This is a genomic window from Streptomyces sp. NPDC004134 (genome assembly GCF_042874195.1).
Classification (GTDB): domain Bacteria; phylum Actinomycetota; class Actinomycetes; order Streptomycetales; family Streptomycetaceae; genus Streptomyces.
Map to the genome: position 1 here is coordinate 1 of NZ_JBIAMS010000049.1, position 19,074 is coordinate 19,074.

Annotated in this window: 14 protein-coding genes; 5 read left to right on the forward strand and 9 right to left on the reverse strand. The window is 72.0% G+C overall.

From position 1 onward, the window contains the following. Positions 1–1,314: 1,314 nt before the first annotated feature. A complete protein-coding gene (locus ACFYVJ_RS34490) occupies positions 1,315–1,626 on the forward strand; it encodes a hypothetical protein (protein WP_388900381.1) in 312 nt (103 codons plus the stop codon). Positions 1,627–1,664: 38 nt separating this feature from the next. Here the strand turns inward: ACFYVJ_RS34490 and ACFYVJ_RS34495 are convergent, their stop codons facing one another. Further along, entirely contained in the window at positions 1,665–2,159 is a 495-nt protein-coding gene (locus ACFYVJ_RS34495; RefSeq protein WP_388900384.1) for a hypothetical protein, read from the reverse strand. A gap of 704 nt (positions 2,160–2,863) precedes the next feature. After that, positions 2,864–3,268: a type II toxin-antitoxin system PemK/MazF family toxin gene (locus tag ACFYVJ_RS34500; protein ID WP_388900387.1), complete on the reverse strand. Its 405-nt coding sequence runs from the start codon at positions 3,266–3,268 to the stop codon at positions 2,864–2,866. Positions 3,269–3,901: 633 nt separating this feature from the next. Here ACFYVJ_RS34500 and ACFYVJ_RS34505 point away from each other — a divergent pair. Both ACFYVJ_RS34505 and ACFYVJ_RS34510 read left to right on the forward strand, forming a co-directional pair. Further along, a complete protein-coding gene (locus ACFYVJ_RS34505) occupies positions 3,902–4,705 on the forward strand; it encodes a GNAT family N-acetyltransferase (protein WP_388900389.1) in 804 nt (267 codons plus the stop codon). A 218-nt stretch (positions 4,706–4,923) separates the two neighbouring features. Next, positions 4,924–7,473, forward strand: coding sequence for an ATP-binding protein (locus ACFYVJ_RS34510; RefSeq protein WP_388900392.1), 2,550 nt, complete (start codon positions 4,924–4,926; stop codon positions 7,471–7,473). Positions 7,474–7,664: 191 nt separating this feature from the next. Here the strand turns inward: ACFYVJ_RS34510 and ACFYVJ_RS34515 are convergent, their stop codons facing one another. Together ACFYVJ_RS34515 and ACFYVJ_RS34520 are read right to left on the reverse strand one after the other, a co-directional pair. Continuing rightward, on the reverse strand, positions 7,665–8,252 hold the full coding sequence (locus ACFYVJ_RS34515; protein ID WP_388900395.1) for a hypothetical protein: 588 nt from the start codon (positions 8,250–8,252) through the stop codon (positions 7,665–7,667). Continuing rightward, the gene (locus tag ACFYVJ_RS34520) at positions 8,249–9,928 is read right to left on the reverse strand and encodes a hypothetical protein (RefSeq protein ID WP_388900398.1); all 1,680 of its coding nucleotides are present in this window, start codon (positions 9,926–9,928) and stop codon (positions 8,249–8,251) included. Before ACFYVJ_RS34520 ends, ACFYVJ_RS34515 begins: the two co-directional genes overlap by 4 nt. A 293-nt stretch (positions 9,929–10,221) precedes the next feature. Here ACFYVJ_RS34520 and ACFYVJ_RS34525 point away from each other — a divergent pair, with 293 nt between their 5' ends. After that, positions 10,222–11,190 (forward strand): helix-turn-helix domain-containing protein, encoded by a 969-nt coding sequence (locus tag ACFYVJ_RS34525; RefSeq protein WP_388900401.1) that lies wholly within the window; start codon positions 10,222–10,224, stop codon positions 11,188–11,190. Here ACFYVJ_RS34525 and ACFYVJ_RS34530 read toward each other — a convergent pair. Further along, positions 11,163–11,423, reverse strand: a complete 261-nt coding sequence (locus tag ACFYVJ_RS34530; RefSeq protein ID WP_388900404.1) for a DUF6228 family protein — start codon at positions 11,421–11,423, stop codon at positions 11,163–11,165. The genes ACFYVJ_RS34525 and ACFYVJ_RS34530 overlap by 28 nt on opposite strands. A gap of 306 nt (positions 11,424–11,729) precedes the next feature. On the opposite strand from ACFYVJ_RS34530, the gene ACFYVJ_RS34535 reads away from it, so the two are divergent. Then, a complete protein-coding gene (locus ACFYVJ_RS34535; RefSeq protein WP_388900407.1) occupies positions 11,730–12,758 on the forward strand; it encodes a 3-oxoacyl-ACP synthase III family protein in 1,029 nt (342 codons plus the stop codon). A gap of 60 nt (positions 12,759–12,818) precedes the next feature. Here ACFYVJ_RS34535 and ACFYVJ_RS34540 read toward each other — a convergent pair whose 3' ends face one another. The 4 genes from ACFYVJ_RS34540 to ACFYVJ_RS34555 form a co-directional block, all read right to left on the reverse strand. Then, positions 12,819–13,385, reverse strand: coding sequence for a hypothetical protein (locus ACFYVJ_RS34540; RefSeq protein ID WP_388900409.1), 567 nt, complete (start codon positions 13,383–13,385; stop codon positions 12,819–12,821). Between the two features lie 96 nt (positions 13,386–13,481). Further along, positions 13,482–14,906 carry a nitroreductase family protein gene (locus ACFYVJ_RS34545; protein WP_388900412.1) on the reverse strand — a complete coding sequence of 475 codons (1,425 nt, stop codon included), beginning with the start codon at positions 14,904–14,906 and terminating at the stop codon, positions 13,482–13,484. Between the two features lie 11 nt (positions 14,907–14,917). Further along, positions 14,918–18,136: an amino acid adenylation domain-containing protein gene (locus ACFYVJ_RS34550; protein WP_388900415.1), complete on the reverse strand. Its 3,219-nt coding sequence runs from the start codon at positions 18,134–18,136 to the stop codon at positions 14,918–14,920. After that, a partial coding sequence (locus tag ACFYVJ_RS34555) for a phosphopantetheine-binding protein (protein WP_388900418.1) occupies positions 18,133–19,074 on the reverse strand: 942 nt, incomplete at its 5' end. The genes ACFYVJ_RS34555 and ACFYVJ_RS34550, both read right to left, overlap by 4 nt.

Consider the following 19,074-nt stretch of genomic DNA (forward strand, 5'->3'; position numbering starts at 1 on the left):
CGCGGTGAAGACTCGACACCTCCACCACACCGGAGGTCTTCGCCATGATCAATACCCACGACCGTTAACAACGCTCGTGATCAATACACCTAGGCAATGGCCGTGAGGCCAGTAGCACTCCGAGGTCGCACCTCGCCGGTCGGTCGGCTTCACGAGCCCCATGCAATCAGTTCCGCCGAGTGGAGACGACTGGGTCTGATGCATGATCGGGTGACATCTTGACCTGCCCTACCTCTCAGGTTCCCGTTCTGGTGGCTAACTGACAGCCCTTCACCCAACGCTGCATCAGACCCGCCCGAGACCGTACCGGCGGCGTTGCTCTGCGTGCTTGCGATGGCTACAGGCTTCGCTTGGCGGCGGATCCACCTTGCTTCTCCTGGGGAGAATCTGGGGAGTATCCGTGCCCGCTGGGGAGTGCGTGGGGAGAACCGGCCGCGTAAAGCTACACAAGCCTGCAAGCCGCTGAGAGCCTTCTCTCCCCAGGTCAGCCAAGGGCTCAGCCACATCGTCGCAGGTCCGCGACACGACGTGGGCTACTTCATGACGTACGTACCGAGGTCGTCGGCCTCGACGACACCGGGGAGCGACCCACCCTCACGCAGTGGTGTGACATAGCGGGTCGCGGTGACTTCTCGCAGCATCATCCCGGGCCATCCCACGTTTCTGCGACCACGGCACGTCCTTCGCTTCCGGCCTCCGACACGAAGCGAGCATAGTAACTGAGTGTGATGACCGGCGAGGAACACCCAAGCCGCCCCACCGACGTCACCGCAGCCTCCCCGCCTCCGGTCCGAGGGCCGGAAAGGCAGGCCGGACAACCTGTTTCTCCCGCGGGCTCTCGCGCCGACGACGGCTCGCGGGCATGACGAAGCGCCGTCGAGATCGTGAAGCACGGCGTACGAGGCGACGCCGCGGTCCAGTGCACCGCTGTCAGCCGGTCCGTATGCAGCCGCCGCGAAAGCAGCAGGCCGCGGACCTCGGCCCAGCCCTCGCCCGCGACCACCCGGGGCGGCGGCAGCTCGCAGCAGCACGCCGCCCCAGGGCACGTACCCAAGTGAGCTGTCCCGCGGCCCAATCGAGGGCGCACAACCCGCCGAGCAGACCACCGGACAGCCACGTGGCGGTGCGGCGCTCCCCCGGCCAGTGGCGATCGCACACGGCGTGGCAACCACCGGACCGGGGGACGCGCCGCGACCGACTGGAGGGTCCGGGCACCTCATGCATCCGACGCCAGACGAGTAGATCCGAAGTTCCGCCCCGTCAAAGGAACGAGGGTGTCCAAGATCAGTTTGTGACGACCGACCTGAACACCTCTTGACCGCACTCTACGTAAAGATCGACGACGAGATCGAAGGAGTGCGATGGCTGGGCCGCCCGCCCCTGCTCAGCGACTCCGAACTCATCTGCCTCGCAGTGGCCCGGGCCCTGCTCGGCTACCACTCCGAGGCCCGCTGGCTGCGGTACGCGCACAAGCTCCACGCCGGTGCCGTGCGGCATGTCGCGCCCGACCCTCCAACGATCGAACATGGCGGGCTGGGCCGGCTACGGCTAATGGCTGCCGGGATCTGGCACAACAACCAGACCGGCGAACCCGTCACCCGCTCGCCGACCGCGTTTGACCACTGACGGCATCCGGCAGTGACCGCCGGCAGTCTCCCATCGAGTCAGAGGACCTCGGTCTGTTGCGGGGTCACGCAGTGGGAGTACTCGCCAACCCGCACGATGTAGCCCTTCGGCGGCTCCAAGGACGTCACCCGCCAGATCCCGGCGACCTCCCCGACAGCTTCCGTCGTCGCACCCGGTGTGTCCGACTCCAAGCGGATTCGGACGCGGGTTCCTTCGGGCAGGTCGCTGCGATAGCGGGGCGGCATGCCGGAATGAAGTCCTCCCCGGGAGACCAGGAACTCCGGCCTCAGCCTCCAGGGGCTGCCGTCCTCGGTCTCCACCGCGTAGAGCGGTCCGACGCGGCCGTCACGTTCGTCCTGCTCGATGACACACGCGACGATCACACCGCGGCTGCCCACGATCTCCGGCCCAAGCCGGCCCAGCTTCGGAATCGGTGGGTGTGGCGTCGCCAGTTCCACCATCTCGCCGTAGACCAGCGTGGCCTGCTCGGGCCAGGGAGTCTCGTCCAACAACCACCGATGCTCGACGGTCATGAGCCCCTCGGTTCATAGCCTCCGCAGACCACCACACCATAACGACGAGGCGGCCGAACGGAGCAGCCTGGCCAGTTCCCCAGTCGCGTGCTCATGAGGCTCCGGCTGGCCGGGGGGCCACCACCGTCACATCGGATCTATTCGCCTAGGAGCGCCGGGAGCCGGCACCCCGCTCGCTGACACGACCCGATGCCGGCCCACGCACTCTTGCCGGCCCCATGGAGTCGCGGGGGTCCGGCGTGTCAGGCGACCTTGGCGACGAGCAGGTCGGCGAGCTTGTTCAGCCTCTTCACGGTGCGCCCGTCGGTGACCGCCGCCGCGGGCTCGGTGCACTTCTAGTGCGCGCCGCTGAGGACGCCGAAAGCCGGATCGGAGAGCCGGACGACATCGGCGCCATCCGCTGCCGACCCGGCCTTCGTCGGCGTACAGCGGGAGCAGCACCGTCTCGCAGACGCCGGGCGTACGGAGACAGCGGTCACCTTGGATCCGCCGTGAAGACGGTCGGCGCCAACTGGGCCTGGGCGTAGGCAGCGAGACGTGTGTGGCGGCGGGTGCGGTTAGGGCAGGTACGGGGTCGGGCGTGATCACATCCAGGGGTGTACGGTCACGCGGCCGCGAGGAACACGGCGAAGCGGCAGGTGTCCAGTGTGGATCATCTCGCCCGAGATCGCCCATGCCGTCGCGGGCGTCGGCTCCTTCTCCGTCTACCCGAGTTCACCGCGACGGAGGGCGTCCCTCATCTCGCTGAGCTTCGCGGTCGTTGCCGGGGTCCGCTCCTGTGCTTGTTCGGCGAGTCGGAGGGCATCGTCGATCTCGCCGAGCTTCCTGGAGGACAGGACGGCCGCCCGCTCTATCAGGTCGTCCCGTGACAAGGTGGTCAGCCACGTGCACGGGGTGAAGCCTGGATGCGGGAACGCGAGCCGCAGCACGCCTTCGAGCGGCAGCCCTTCACCGGCGCCGAGGGTCACTTCGATGCCCAGACCGCTGATGTCGAGGCCCGCCGGAGCGACGACCTGCATCGCCTGGAACCCGGACGCGTCGTCTCCTGACAGCAGTACGACCAGCCTCCGCTCGTCGAACTGGACCCACCAGACTTCGCCACGTTGCACAAGCCCTCCGATACACAGGACGGCAGCAGACGCTGCGCGCGACCTGACGCGGTGTGGAGACATGTGCGGCCACCGTTGATCATCGGTGTGTGAAGACGAACGATCATGCGGTGGCCGCAGGTAACAGCGTAGACCCTGCCTGCCGGCAGGAGGCGTTCGAGGGCCTGAGGAGCCGGATAGCGGGACGCCTCACCAGGGTCGAATCCCGACCAGGCCCGGAGCCGGCCGCTCGCGAGGGGCGCCGGACGAGGTCGCGGCGCCCCTGGAGTGCGGGCGGATGCCTCAAGGGGAGGCGGGCATCCCCGCGCAGCGCACGGCACGGCAGCCGGCCGCCGGTTCAGGCGGACGGTCGAGCAGGAGCCGGGCCCTGTCCACGGGCCCATCAAACGGCGCCACCGAAGAGCGGAGCAAGGAGCCGCTCCCGTTATTGACGACGCCCTGATGACGGGCGGCTGACCCGCGAAGCGGGTGCTGTGAAGCCCGCCGGGGCCGCGGTACGGGACCGCCGCCAATGCCGCGACAAGACGCCCGGGCTTCGCGTCAGGGTCCCGTCAGCGGCCGTCCGGCGGCGGCAAGCCGACTCTACGGTCGCGGCATGTCTGCTGACCTGTCCCCGCACTGCCGGACCGCGCGGTGATCGAGATCGCGCCCGCGAAGGCCGGCCGTTCGCTGCCGTGGGCCAACTGGTTCCCCGCTGGTGCTCCCGGGCCGCCCGCGCTCGCCGAGCACGCCCTGGCCACCGGGCACGGCCGCTGGTGGGCCGACCGGCCGAAGCACCCGCGGGCGGTGGCGGTCCGCTGTGCCGAGTACGCGATGCTGCGCGGCAGTCCGGAGGCGCTGACAGCGGCGGACCTGGCGCCGCTGGCGCACACGTACCTCGACGTGCCGCCGCATTTCCAGCCGCTGCTCACGGCCGCGTTCGACCGTATCGCCCTGTACGAGCGCACCATCTGGATCTGCGCCGACCCACCCCGCAGTCCGCGGCCCGTCCCCGACGGCATCACCCTGCGCCGGCTCACGGCGGCGGACGCGGTGGTGGTCGCCGACCTCGGCTCCCGGCTGGCCTGGATCAGCGACAGTTGGGGCGGACCGAGGATGCTGGCGGCGAGCGGACACGCCTGGGGCGCCTTCGCGGGCCGGCGGCTGCTGTCGCTGGCGGTCTCCTACGTGCGCGGCGAACGGTACGAGGACATCGCCGCGGTGACTCTCCCCGAGCACCGCCGCCGGGGGCTGGCCACGTCCTGCGTCACCGCCCTGTGCGGCGACGTCCGCGACCGCGGGCGGGCCGCCTCCTGGACCTGCTCGGGGGACCTGCGGATGACCATGGTCCCGGCGTGGACGACCGGCTTCCGGCTCGTCCGCGACTACGCCCACTTCGCCGTCGGCGCCGCCGTGGGAGCCGACCGGTCTGGGGCCGCGCGGGCGCACTCGTCCTGACTCCGGGGCGCGAGGCGTACGCCTGCGCGCGGTCGAAAGCCGCGTGCACCCGTCAGTGGGGTGTCAAAGCATGACGATGTGCCGTCAGGGAGGCGTCAAGGGCGGGCGCGCCGCCACGGTGGCGCGGTTATCTGGACCTGTCCGTCCTACGCGACCGTCCGCAGGCGCACGATGGCGGCCTGGCGGGCGCGTGGGACGGCCGGACAGGACGAGGGGCCATGGGACGCGGCAAACTCCGCATCTACCTGGGCGCGGCGCCGGGCGTCGGCAAGACCTACGCGATGCTCTCCGAGGCGCACCGCCGGCTGGAGCGCGGCACGGACATCGCCGTCGGCGTCGTCGAGCACCACAGACGGCCGCGCACCGAGGTGCTGCTGCACGGGCTCGAACAGATCCCGCGCAGGGAACTCGACTACCGCGGCGCAGCCTTCGAGGAGATGGACGTCGACGCCGTGCTGGCCCGGCGTCCCGCGGTGGTGCTGGTCGACGAGATGGCGCACACCAACGTCCCCGGCTCCCGCAACGAGAAGCGCTGGCAGGACGTCAGGGAACTCCTCGACGCAGGCATCACCGTCATCACCACGGTCAACATCCAGCACCTGGAATCCCTGGGCGACGTGGTGGAGAACATCACCGGCATCCGGCAGCGGGAGACCGTACCGGACGAAGTCGTGCGCAAGGCGGACCAGATCGAGCTGGTCGACATGTCACCGGAGGCGCTGCGCCGCCGCATGGCGCACGGCAACATCTACGCGCCGGACAAGGTCGACGCCGCGCTGTCCAACTACTTCCGCCCCGGCAACCTCACCGCCCTGCGCGAGCTGGCCCTGTTGTGGGTCGCCGACCGCGTCGACGACTACCTGCGCGAGTACCGCAGCGAGCACCACATCCGCGATACCTGGCAGGCCCGCGAGCGCATCGCCGTCGCCCTGACCGGCGGGCCCGAGGGCGGCACACTCATACGCCGGGCCAAGCGTCTGGCGACGAAGGGCGCCGGCGGGGAGATCATGGCGGTCCACATTTCCCGGAGCGACGGCCTGTCCGTCGGCTCGCCCAGGGAACTGGAGGCCCAGCGCACCCTTGTCGAAGGTCTGGGCGGTACGTTCCACCACGTCATCGGCGACGACGCGGCGGACGCCCTGCTGGAGTTCGCCCGCGGCGTCAACGCCACCCAGATCGTGCTGGGCTCCAGCCGCCGCAAGGCGTGGCAGTACGCCTTCGGCCCCGGCGTCGGCGCCACCGTCGCCCGCGAGTCCGGGCCCGACCTCGACGTGCACATCGTCACCCACGGCGAGGTCGCCAAGGGCCGCGGGCTGCCGATGGCCCGCGGCGCCGGCCTCGGCCGCGGCCGCATCGTCGCCGGATGGCTCGTCGGCCTCGTCGGGCCCGTGCTGCTCACCGCCGTGATGCTCAGGCTCGACAGCACCCTCGGGCTGTCGAACGAGGTGCTGGCGATGCTGATGGTCACCGTCGTCGCCGCACTGCTCGGCGGCATGCTGCCGGCGCTGGCCTCCGCGTCGTTCGGCTCGCTGCTGCTGAACTACTACTTCATCCCACCCGTGCGCACGTTCACCATCGACGAGGCCCACAACATCGTCTCCATCGTCGTCTTCTTCGCCATCGCCGTCAGCGTCGCCTCGGTCGTCCACCTCGCCGCGCGCCGCACCTCACAGGCCGCCCGGCTGCGCGCCGAATCCGAGATCCTGTCGCTCCTGGCCGGCAGTGTGCTGCGCGGCGAGGCGTCGCTCGAATCGCTGCTGGAGCGGGTACGGGAGACGTTCGCCATGGAGTCCGCCGCGCTCTTCGAGCGGGAGCCGGCCGAGGACCGGTGGGTCTGCGCGGGCCGGGTGGGCGCCGCCAAGGGACAACTGGACGACCCGGAACATGCCGATGCCGACATGCCCGTCGGCGACTCCGTGGTCCTCGCCCTCACCGGCCGCAAGCTGCCGGCCGACGACCGGCGGGTCCTCGGCGCCTTCGCCGCACAGGCCGCCTCGCTGCTGGACCGGCAGCGGCTCTCGGCGCAGGCACTGGAGGCCCGTAAGCTGGCCGAGGGCAACCGCATCCGCACGGCACTCCTCGCCGCCGTCAGCCACGACCTGCGCACCCCGCTCGCCGCCATCAAGGCCGCCGTCACCTCGCTGCGCTCCGACGACGTCGCCTGGTCCGAGGAGGACGAGGCCGAACTGCTCGCGGCCATCGAGGAGAGCACGGACCGGCTCGACGCCCTCGTCGGCAACCTCCTGGACATGTCCCGGCTCCAGACCGGCACCGTCACCCCGCTGCTGCGCTCCGTCGACCTCGACGAGGTGGTGCCCCGTTCACTTGCGGGCGTGCCAAGGAGCGACGTTGCGCTGCACATCCCCGAGACACTGCCCATGGTGCGCGTCGACGCGGGCCTGCTGGAGCGCTCGGTCGCCAACGTCGTCGAGAACGCGGCCAAGTACACCCCGCGCGACCGGCCCGTGACCATCCGGGCGAGCGCACTCGGGGACCGGGTCGAACTGCGCGTCGTCGACCGCGGCCCCGGTGTTCCCGACGGCGAGAAGGACCGCATCTTCGAGCCGTTCCAGCGGTACGGCGACGCACCGCGCGACGCGGGCGTGGGCCTGGGCCTGGCGGTGGCCCGCGGCTTCGCGGAGGCCATCGGGGGCACGCTGACCGCGGAGGACACCCCGGGCGGCGGCCTGACCATGGTCCTGACCCTCCGCGCCGCACCTGGACACATGCCCGTACCGGCCGAACTGCCCGACCAGGCGACCACGTGACGTACGACGCGGGGCACAGGTGGCCTGCGATCACTGCTGCCTATGGCACCTGATCAACGCCCCGGCGCCTGGCCACCGTCCGAGTCGTCAGGGCCGGCCGCCGACACGGCGCCGGCGGCACGCCTGGGCCCGCTCCGCGCGCAGCGGCCGTACGCTGCGCCAACCTGTCCCCTCGTCCCCCCGCCCGGCTCTCAGCCGAGCACCCGGGCGATCGACTCCGCGGCCGCCGCCGCGGCGGCGCCACCCGTGGCGGCGATCTGGCCCAACTCCAGCCGGTCCCGCAGCCGTTCCAGCCGGGTACGGTCCCCGCGGCCGGCCCGCGCCTCGTTCTCCAGCTCGATCAGTTCCTGCTCGTCGGCGCCGGCCGTCGCCGAGGGCGGCTGCGCGAGCAACTCGGCGCGCAGCGCGCGGAGACTCGCCGCCAACGCCTCGGCGTCCGCCGGCACGGTGAACCGCACCGCGGAGTCGACGGCCTGCGCCCCCTCCCCCTGGGCCGCGGCGCCGCCCGACATCGTGCCGATACTGATCCCGCCAGGCGAGGGCGGAGGCACATCCGGTGCCCCTGCTCCCCCTCGGCCCGCCGCGCCGGGCGGCTCGGGGGGTGCGGACGCGGCCGGACGCCGGCTGCGGTCCTCCGCGCGGGCCCCGTCCCCCGCGGCCACCGCGCCCCCGCTCATGTTCCCGATCCGCACGCCGCCCCGTACCGCCTCGTCGTCCCGCTCGCTCACGCCCGCCTCCGCCTCTCCCCGGTCGCCTTCCGCTTCCGCCCCACCGCTCACGCCCCCGCACCTCCCGCGCTTCCCGCGCCTCCGTCGGTCCGCGCCGTCGCCCTGGCCCCCGGGCCCGACGCCACCGCACCGCCGCTCATCGCGCCGATGTACACCCCGCCCTCGTTCACGTTGACGATGTACTGCTCGAACTCCCCCGTCTCGTATCCGCTCTCCCGCAGCGCCTCCGTCACCCCGCTCGCGATGCGGTCGCGGACCGTCTTCACGTACCGGCTCACGTCCATCTTCTGGAACAGCGAGACCTCCCGCGACGCCCCCAACTCCCGCACCGACGCCGCCGGTCCCTCCCCCGGCAACCGGGCCGCGTCGGACAGCCACGTGCGGACCACCGACGCCAGGGTGTCGCCCATGGAGACGACCGCCGCGACCGACGAGGTGGGCGCGGTCAACAGCGCCCGGACGAGGGCCCGGGCGCCACCGCCGCGGGCCACGAGGCGGTCGACCTCGCGGAACTCCGGCCGGACCGGCGGCAGCACGTGCGGCACGACCTCCAGCACGAGCATCCCGCCCTGCGTGTGCACCCGCACCAGGATCGTCACCACGACCTGCTCCGACCACGCGCCGACCCGGACGCGCAGGAAGTAGCGGCGGGCTTCGCCGCCCTCGTCGACGGAGCCGCCGACGTGCCGGTCGACGCTGGCGACGTCGCGGGCGACGTCGGCGCGCTGCGGGGGCGGGGGGAGGTAGACGAGGTGGGCGACCTCCAGGTCCTTCAGCCGGTCCCGACTGCTGGCGGCGGTCGCCTGGCGCAGGGCGGCCAGCCGCGGCAGGATCAGCTCGATGACCCTGCGGCTGGTCAGTTGCTCGCCACCGGGCCCGCCCGGGCGCCGCTTCAGCTCCACGGCCAGCGACCAGGGTTCGTACGGGATGCCGTAGCCGACGAACGGGCGGTCGAAGTCGTAGACGGCCAGCCGTGAGTACTGCTCCTGGGCGATGGCCACGGTGGTTCCGCGGTAGGTGTCCGGCAGGCCGGGCGGGGCGGCGCCGGGGAACGCGGCTGCGGACAGCTCGTCGCGCGCGATCCTCTCGACCCCGGTCCGGTACGCCCACACCGGCCCCACCAGCAGCAGCGGGAAGACCACTCCGGTCAACGCGCCGTCCACGAGCGTGCGGAGGGCGAAGTACCAGTAGACGATCATCTGCAGGTACGCCACGATGCGCAGCACCAGCCGGACGCGCAGCCGCCAGAGCCACCGCCGCCCGGCGGCGTCGCGCCCGGTGGTGGTGATGGCGCGCGGGCCGGTGCCGTAGAGGTCGAGCCCGCTGCGTCCCCCGACCACGGCCGCGATCCACAGCAGGACGTACGGTACGGCGTACGCGAGCGCCCACAGGCCCGTGAACTGCCCGCTGTCGGCCAGCTTCGTGTCGACGAGGACGAACGCGGACCAGACCGCGAGCACCCACAACCCCGTCAGCGCCTCCCGAAGGCGGGCCCGCAGTGCGTGCGCGAGCACGGTGACGGCATCGATGCCCAACGACGGCGCGGCCGCGCGCTCCCCGTGCTCGACCAACTCGCGCAGTATCCGCCGCCGGAACTCCGGGTCGAGGTAGGTCCCGGCGCACAGCAGCCGCGTGGCCTCGCTGTGCTGAGGCACCGGGCTGCCGGTGGTCACCGGCGCCGCGGGCCGCGGCGCGGGCACCGTCGAGGAGTCCTCATTCTGCGACAACTCGTCCCCTCAGTCCGCTCGTCGAGTGAACTGAGCGTAGCGCTACAGCTACGGTGTGTCTCTTTGATGAGCTGATCGGTCGAGCGCCAGCCGGGCACGGCCTCTGCCCATCGGCCCGGTGGTGACGGCACCCTCCCACGGTGACCGGCAGAGGCGGTGGTACGTGGCGAACGTCATGCGCAACCACGCCTCGGGCGCCGGCGCTTCGGGGCTCGGGTACGGTCTCTCCCCTCACCTCGACGGGGGGACCGAAGGGTGGAGTCGGAGCGTCGGCAACGGATTCAGGGGGCTGGATGATCGAGAGCATGTTCCGGACGCGTGATCTTCCAGCGCAGGATCGCTTCGATTCCTGGTGTGAACGCATGGTCAACCTGCATGCACCCATGCATCTGAGCAGTGACTATGCCGCCGACTTCCAGGCGGAGATACGTTTTCTCCAACTTGGCGCCATACTCGTATGGCCGGCGGTCGCCGCTCCAGTGCGCTTGCAACGAACTCCCGGATTGATCCGGAAGTCCGATCCTGAGAACTACAACCTGACCTACATGGTGCGGGGGACCAAGGGGCTCATCCAGGCCGGAACGGAGGGCACATGCACCTCCGGCGACCTGCAGATTGTGGATTCCTCGCGGCCCTTCGACTGCCATGTCGTCGCACGCGACGCCGTCGTCCTGGTGGGGGTCGAAGTCCCCAAAACTCTGGTGCCGTTGCCCAGGAAGAAGGTTGACCGGCTGGTCACCCGTCGGCTGCCGGGGAAGGAAGGAACCGGCGGGCTTCTCACGGGATTCCTCACTCGCCTTGTCCAGGACAGCAGTTCCTTCCGGGCCACTGACGCCTCATGGCTGGAGACCGCCCTGATCGACCTGTTCTCCGCGACTCTGGCCCACGAACTCGACGCCGAGGACGCACTCTCGCCCGAGACCCGCGGGCGCACGACGGCAATGCGAGTCCGGTCGTTCATCCGGCAGCATCTGCACGACCCTCACCTGTCCCCGGGCACCATCGCCGCCGCCCATCACATTTCCGTCAGCTACCTGCACCGCCTTTTCCGGTCCCAGGGCACCACGGTCGCCGCATACATCCGCCACCAACGCCTGGAAGGCGCGCGACGCTGCCTGGAAGACCCCGGCCAGCGCACCGTACCCATCCACCACATCGCCGCACGCTGGGGCTTCACCCAGCACCCCGTCTTCACCCGGGCATTCCGCGCCACCTACGGCCTTACCCCTAGCGACTACCGACACAAAGCCGCCCAGTTGTAAGAATTCCCCGCCCCTGCCGCATGCTCCGTGGTGGTCTCGAACTGCCATTCCTCAGAGGGTGCCCCGTCGCGGATTCCCCAGGTCAGTCGGACGCGGCCACCAGGGTGGTGTCCCGCCGAGAGGGTCAGGTCGTAGCACAGGGAGTGCCAGGTGCGCGCTCGTTCCCAGCCCCGGAAGTCTTCGGCAAGTGAGGCCAGGAAGGTGTCGAGACCGTCGCCGTCCCAGGTCACCACCGTGCGGGTCCGGAGTCCCCCACCTGGACCGTAAGGCGGCCGAAGTCGTCAAACTGCCACGCCCACGAGGGGGTGATGAAGCGCCGCCATGTCATCAGAACCTCGTGACGATCGTCTCCGCCGTGGCCACGGTGACGGCGGAGACGTACGACGTGATCGTATCGAGCTGTCTGCGAGGCCGTTTTGGGCACCTTCCCGGGTGGACTCGCTAGAATGGCGATCTCATACGGAACGATCAACTGGCTTTGACGAGTGCCGTCCGACTCTCTGGCGTCGGGTGCGGCCGCTCCCTTCGAGGAGGCTTGGATGCCCTTCGGGATCGTCGCCATCGGCGAGTCCCTCGGCGAGCCGGTGGAGATCACCGACTCCGTGGTCGAGGAGTACGCCGCCGAGAAGGACACCTTGCGGGCCTGGGGCTACCGGCGCTTCCGCCGGGCCGAGGACGGGGTGCTGCTCACGGACCTGGCGGTGCAGGCGTGTGAACAGGCCCTGAAAGAAGCCGCGGTGGACGCCGCCGAGGTCGACCTCGTGGTGCTGGCCACCGCGGACTTCGCCGAGTACCTGTGCTGGGACGCCGCCGCCGCGGTACAGGGCCGGATCGGGGCCGTCAACGCCGAGGCGCTGGTGATCAACCAGGCGTGCAGCTCCGGGACGATCGCCTTCGACGCCGTCGCCGGGCGGTTCGCCACCCACCCGGACTACCGCAACGCGCTCATCGTCTCGGCCAACCGCGTCTGCGACACGTACCAGAACAGGATGGACTCCACCGCGACCGTGCTGTCCGACGGGGCCGCGGCGGCGCTGGTGCGGCGCGGCCACGACCGGGGCCGGTGGCTGGCCACCGAGGTCATCACAGACGGCCGGTACGCCGACTTCTTCCGGATGGAAGTGGGCGGCACCGCCCGGCCCTTCGGCGCGCCCGGGACGTCCGGCACGCAAGGGCTGCGGGTACGCAATCCGCTCGACCGCCTCGGGGAACTGCTCGACAACGACGCCCGCCGGATGCTGGCCTTCGTCCAGAAGTTCAGCGGGAACATGCGGGTGGCAGTGGACCGCGTCTGCGCGCGCACCGGCACCGAGATCGGCGAGATCAAGCGGTTCATCCACCTCCACGACAACCAGAAGGCCGCCGCCGACATCGCCCGGGCGCTGGGCGTTCCCCGGGAACGGCTCACCGGTGACGTGGCCATGGATCACGGCCACTTCGGCGCGGCGGACCAGTTGCTCGGGCTGCGCCGGCTCATGCGGGCCGGCGAACTCGGGCACGGCGACCTGGTCGCCCTGACCACCCTCGGCAGCGGGATGCACTGGGCCGTCACGTTGCTCCGCGTCTGAGCCGCCTGAGCCGCCAAAGGCGCGGCGCCCCCGGCACCCCGCCTCCCGACCGACCGGCGGTCAGAACTCCCCGCCGGCGGCCACGTGCACCTTGTCGCCGGTACGGACCACACCCCCGGTCACGATCTTCGCGCTCATACCGCGCAGGCGCAGCTCCCGCCCGACCCGCGAGTTGACGAACAGCACCGCGCTCCACCCGAAGCGCGTCTGGAACTTGCTGCACCCGAGGTGCAGCTCGGCGGTCGCCTCGATGACCGCCGAGCCGATCTGCAGCCGTGTCCCCGGGGGGATGTTCGCGACGCTCAGGTCGAGGTCGACGTAGAGCTGATCGCCGGCGAGCGGCCAGCGCTCGCGGTCCCGGGCCACCAGCGCCGCGCAGCGGGCGTTCATCACGGTGATCTGCCGGTTGACGTCGGGATCGCCGGTGATCTTGTTGCGGCTGCCGCGCCGCTGCCACATGTCGCCGACCAGTCCCTCGGAGAGGTCGAGCACCCCCTCGTCGAGCAGCTCCCGCTCCCCGACCCCGGGGCGGCGGACGATCATCTCCAGGGTGCCGCTCTCCATGGGCGATGCGCGGATGTGATCGAGCCCTGCCTCGAGTTCGGCCCGGGTGAGAAGTGTCGTCATGACTGATCAACCGCCTGTCGGTCGCCGTGGCCGCACCGCGGGCGCGGGTGACGGCCCGGCTCCGTGCGGTTCTTCCGCTCCGCTTCCTGCACGTGCTCAGCGCTCCACGCCGACCGCGATGGCGGCAAGGGCGTCCTGGGCGCCGACCGCGGCGCGCAGTTCCGAGTCGACGAACGTAAGGCCGCTGCAGGCGAGCCGCAGCGCCGTGACCGCGAGGTAGACCCGGCTCAGCGCGAAGCCCGCCGAGAGCAGCGACGCGCGGTAGGTGCGCGCGTCGGGGGCGACGGCGGGCCCGGGCGCCGGGGTCAGGAAGACCACGGCGGCGGCGTCGCGGCCGGGCTCCTGGTTCAGGCAGGCCCGGTACGTCGCGTCCCGGCTGGTGGCCGCCGTACGCTCCAGGCCACCGGATACGCGGCGATACACGCCGGGGGCCGCCTCCGCGACGCCGTGCGCCGCGAGCCGTACCTCGTGCAGCGTGCCCGCGTCCCCCGGCATCGCCCCCGCGGCCACGTCGGTGATCCACCGGGCCGCGGTCTGCGGGACGAGGGCCGCGCCATCGAGCCGGCGCGTGGTACGCCGGCCGTTCACCAGCAGCTCGAGCGTGCGGTCGCCGGCCTCGTCGGGAACCCGCACCGCCGTCCGGGCACCGGGACGACCGCCCGCCCGGCCGCGGCGCCAGTCCTCGACCTCCGCCGCCCCGCGCAGGCTTCCCTCCTCGTGGACCGCGGCCACCAGCGGGAACTCCTCCGCGCCCGGGCCGAGGTCTCCCGGGGCGGTGTTCTCTCCGCCGGCCACGGCGGGGGCGCCGTCGCCCAGCACGATCAGCACCATCGGGAACTCCTCGGGCGGCCGCGCCCCGATCAGGCGGCCGACCGCCGCGTCGTCGAAGGCGGTCTCCAGGCGCGCGGGCAGGCCCTGCGCCGACGCCGCCAGCACCGCGTGCGCCGCGACGCCCCCGCAGTCCCAACCGACGTGCCGGTAGCCGCGCTCGCTGTAGCGCCAGCAGCTCCGCCACGGCACGCCGCTGACGACGAGAGTCGTCGCCTCGCCCGCCGCCGGCGGTCCGATCAGCGTGAGCGCGTGGGCGCGCGGGTCGTAGTGCCAGACGCCGTCGGTGAGGCCGCCGACGCCGCGGGCGCTGACGTACACCTCGTACGGGTGCCGGTTGCCCGCCGAGCCGGCGGCCCGGTAGTACTCACCGGAGCGCGGGGAGCGGCTTTTGACGCCGGCGCACCGGGCGAGCGTCACGGACAGGTCCGCAAGGCCCGGGGGCCGGTCCGCCGGCATAGCGGCCGCATCGCTGCCGCCGAGCAGCGGTGCCGCCGCCACCGGGGCACCGGCCGCGGCCGGCAGCGCCACCCGCGGCAGGTGCTGCGGATACTCCTTGGACTGCGGCGGCCGTGTCTCCGGCAGCAGCGGGATGAAGTCCTGACGCACCCGGTCGTCGTCGACCGGCTCCAGCCAGTGCCGGTCGGTGGCGTAGGCCGTCAGCCGGTGGAATGTCTCTGCCAGCGTTTCCACGATTCCCTCCCCTACGACTGCTGCCCGTACGACTGCTGCCCGCCCGGTCCCGCCGGCGTCGCCGCCCGGCGCACTATCGCCTCGCGGTCGATCTTGCCGTTGGGCGTCACCGGCAGCGTGCTCAGCACGGTCCACTTCCTCGGCACCATGTACGCGGGCAACACGGCCCCCAACTCCTCGACCAGCGCGGCCAGATCGGGTTTCGCCGCGCCTGCGGCGGGCACCACCGCCGCCACGAGCTGCTTGTCCGCGCTGTCGCTCCCCGCGGCCAGGACGAGGCAGTCGGCGACTCCGCCCGCGGACGCACTGATGACCGCCGAGCGGACCTCGTCCGGCTCGATGCGGAATCCACGCACCTTGACCTGGTGGTCGCGCCGGCCGAGGAACCGCACGTTTCCGTCGGCGTCCAGCCGCACCAGGTCGCCGGTCCGGTAGAGGCGGTACGGCAGGCCGGGGCAGAACTCCCCGAACGCGGCGGCGGTACGCTCCGGGTCACCGAGGTAGCCCGCCGCAAGTCCGGCACCCGAGGCATACAACTCGCCGACCGCACCGGGCGGGACCTCCCGGTGCCGCGCGTCGAGGATGTGGATCCCCGTCCCCGCCACCGGCCGGCCGATCGGTACGGGGTCGGCCACGTCTGCGGCGCGGAGCATCCGGTGCACGGTCGTGAACGTCGTGTTCTCCGTCGGTCCGTAGCCGTTGACGACCGCGAGCCCCGGATGCCGGTCGAGCACGGCTCGCACGTGCGTGGCCGAAACGACGTCGCCGCCGGTCAGGAGCGTGCGCAGCCCGCCGAGCCGGTCGAGGGCGAAGTCCACGAGCAGCCGGAACAGCCCCGCTGTGAACCACGCGACCGTGACCCCGCGGTCGCTGAGGAACCGGCCCAGGTCGTCCGGGTCGGCGAGGTCGTCCGGTCCGATCTCCACCGTGGCACCGGTCAGCAGGGCGCCCCAGATTTCGAGCGTCGACGCGTCGAAGGAGAGCGGTGACATCCGGAGCACGCGGTCGCCCGGCCCCACGGCGGCGTACCGGGACAGCCCCGCGACCAGGCGCTGGACACCGCCGTGGGGGACGCAGACCCCCTTCGGGCCGCCGGTGGAGCCCGAGGTGAAGGCGACGTAGGCCAACTGCCCGGCCGGGCCGGCCGGCTCGGGCCGCACGTCGCCAGCCGGAGCGCCGGTGCGCCAGTCCGGCTGCCACGTCGGTACGGCCCGTCCGCCGGCCCGGGCTGCCAGGGACTCGCCGCCCGCGCCGAGTACGGCGCGGGGACGCAGGATCTCCAGGATCCGCTCCGTCCGCGCCGCCGGAGCCTGACTGTCCAGGCCGCAGTAGGCCGCGCCGCTGCGGACGGCGCCGAGCACGGCCACCACCTCGGCGACGGAGGGCGGGCACGCCACGAGCACCCGATCCCCGGGGTGTACGCCGGCCTGCCGCAGGAGGCCGGCCTGCGTGCTCACGGCCCGGTCGAGGTCCGCGTAGCTGAGCGTGAGGTCCCCTTCCCGTACGGCCGGGGCGTCCGGGGTACGCGCTACCTGGGCGCGAAACCGGTCGTCGAGCGAGGCCGCGCCGTCGTCCGCCTCGTCGGCCTCGTCCGCCTCGTCCGCCGCGCCGGAGGCGAGGGTGGCCAGCCGGGCCCGCCCGGCTGCGTCGACGCACCTGATCGAGCCGAGCCGCGCGCCCGGGTCGGCCGACAGCGAGGACAGCGCCTCCCGCCAGCCGGCGACGAATCCGGCGGCGTCGCGTGCGTCCCAGAGGGCGGTGGCGTACTCCAAGTGGCCCGCCAGGGTCGGCTCCGCACGATCCAGGAACAGTTCGAGGTCGTACTGCGAGCCGCCGCCGTGGCCTTCCTCCACCGCGATGTCGAGGAACCGGGACGGGATCGCGGCGGGAACCACGTCGTGGTGCACACCCAGCGCGATCTGTACCAGCGGGTGCTGGCGGGCGGAGCTGACGATGCCGAGCGCATGGACGACGTCCGCGAACGGCACCGCGTCGTTGTCGAGGCTCGCGACCAGGCTCTGGTGCACAGCAGCGAGGTAGTCCGCGACGACGGCATCGGGCGGGACGTCGACACGTACGGGAAGAAGGTTCACGGTGAGGCCGACCAGCTCCGCCAGCTCCGGCGGACGGCCGGCGACCGGCATCCCGACGACAAGCTGTTCCACGTCGGCGTGCCGGGCCGCCGTCAGCCCGAGCGCGGCCAGCATGAAGGCGGTCGTCGTGATCCCGGCGGACGCCGCGGCGGCCCGCACGCGCCCGGTCAGGTCGCGGCCCAGATCCACGACAGCACGAGTGCCGCGGGTGTCGCGCCGCGGTGCCCGCGGCTTGTTCGACGGCAGCTCCAACGAATGGGGCAAGCCGTCCAGTTGCCGCTTCCAGAAGTCGAGCTGTACGGCGTGGACGCCCTCGGCGCGCTGCCGGCGCAGCAGTCTGTCGTGGGCGTCGGCCTGGACCGCCGGGCCGGGCGCGTACTCCTCGCCGGCGGCGAGCGCATCGTACCGGGCGAAGATCTCCCGCAGAACGAGCGCGACGCTCCAGCCGTCCAGCAGAATGTGGTGCGCGGCGAGCACGAGGACATGGCGCCGGGCACCCGCCGACGCGAGTGCAAAGCGGATCGGCGGGTGGCGGGCGAGATCGAAGGGCTCACCGCCCATCTGCTCCGCGAGGGCAGCGACCGAACCGTACGGAAGGTGCTCCAGCGTCGGTTCGACGTCGGTCACCTTCCGGGTGATGCGCCCGCCCGGAACCGGGAAGACGGTCCGCAGACCGTCGTGCCGGCGCGCGGTCTGCCGGATCGCCCGCTCCAGAAGATCCGGGCGCAGCCCGCCGGTGAGGTGGCAGGCGAACACCAGCCGGTAGGGCGCGTCGCCCAGGATGCGGTTCCCCAGCCACAGGCCCTCCTGCATGGAGGACGCCGAGTCTGCCGGGGCAGGTCCTTCCGGCTGTTCGGCCGGCCGGGCCGCGGCGCGGGATCCGTCCGCCGGCTGCCCCGCCAGCGCCTTGTCCAGGACCAGCGCGAGCGGAACGTCGCCGAGCAGGTCGGCAACCCGGAGCCGGACGCCCCGCTTGGCGGCGTTGCCGATGATGGACAGGGCGCGCAGGGAGTCGCCGCCCAGGCCGATGAAGCTCGTGGTGGCCAACTGCGCGTCACTGATGTGCTCGGCGCCCGACACCGACAGGCTTGCCCGGGCCAGGTCGGCCAGCCACGCGGGCTGCGGATGACCGGTCATCGCTCGGCGACCGCGGCCTTCTTCTCCAGCGCGGCGTCGACCCACGCGGCCAGCTCCGCGACGGTCGAGTTCCGGTAGAGCGTCGCGATGCCGACTCGGGTCCCCACGGTCTTGCTGATCGTGGCGACGAGTCGCAGTGCGGTCATGGAGTCGCCGCCGATGGTGAAGAAGTGGTCGTTGCGGCCGACGGAGTCGGTGCGCAGGACCTGGGACCAGATGCCGGCCAGGAGCCGTTCGGTGTCGGTGACCGGCTGGTCCCCGCTGTCGCGGGTGGACAGCGGCTGCACGACGAGATCGCGCAGGGCGGCCCGGTCGAGCTTGCCGTTCGCCGTCAACGGCAGCGAGTCGACGACCGAGACCGAGGACGGCAGCATGTGCTCAGGCAGCCTCCCCGACAGCCAGTCGCGGACATCCTCGAACGTCCCCACCCCCTCGTCGTTTCCGGCGGGTACGGTGACGAACGCCCCCAGGGCGGGACCATCGCCGTCGTGGTCGATCAGCTCGACCACCGCCGCGTCGATTCGATCGTGGGCCGCCAGGGCCGTTTCCACCTCACCCAGCTCGATGCGAAAACCCCGCAACTGCACCTGCCGATCCAGCCGGCCGATGTACTCGAACTCCCGTTCCGCCCCGGGGGTGGCCCGCACCTCGTCCCCGGTGCGATACCAACGCCCCGGCATCCCCCCGACGGTCGCGTCGACGAACCGCTCGGCAGTGAGTTCAGGCCGGTTCACATATCCCCGGGAAACGCCGGCACCCGAGATCCACAACTCACCGCGCTCCCCCAACGGAAGCTCCGCAACCTCCGCACCAACAGCGACATCTCCCATACCCGGGTCCACCACGGCGAAGCTCAGGTCGCTCAGCGGCCGGCCAATCGGGCTGCCTTCACCAGCCACATCGGCGGCAGTCAATTCGCGGACCGAGGCGTGGACCGT

Coding starts and splice junctions, on each gene's coding strand:
- ACFYVJ_RS34495 (WP_388900384.1), bottom strand. CDS start 2,159: ATGACCGTCGAGCATCGGTGGTTGTTGGACGAGACTCCCTGGCCCGAG.
- ACFYVJ_RS34510 (WP_388900392.1), top strand. CDS start 4,924: ATGGGACGCGGCAAACTCCGCATCTACCTGGGCGCGGCGCCGGGCGTC.
- ACFYVJ_RS34525 (WP_388900401.1), top strand. CDS start 10,222: ATGATCGAGAGCATGTTCCGGACGCGTGATCTTCCAGCGCAGGATCGC.
- ACFYVJ_RS34535 (WP_388900407.1), top strand. CDS start 11,730: ATGCCCTTCGGGATCGTCGCCATCGGCGAGTCCCTCGGCGAGCCGGTG.
- ACFYVJ_RS34540 (WP_388900409.1), bottom strand. CDS start 13,385: ATGACGACACTTCTCACCCGGGCCGAACTCGAGGCAGGGCTCGATCAC.
- ACFYVJ_RS34550 (WP_388900415.1), bottom strand. CDS start 18,136: ATGACCGGTCATCCGCAGCCCGCGTGGCTGGCCGACCTGGCCCGGGCA.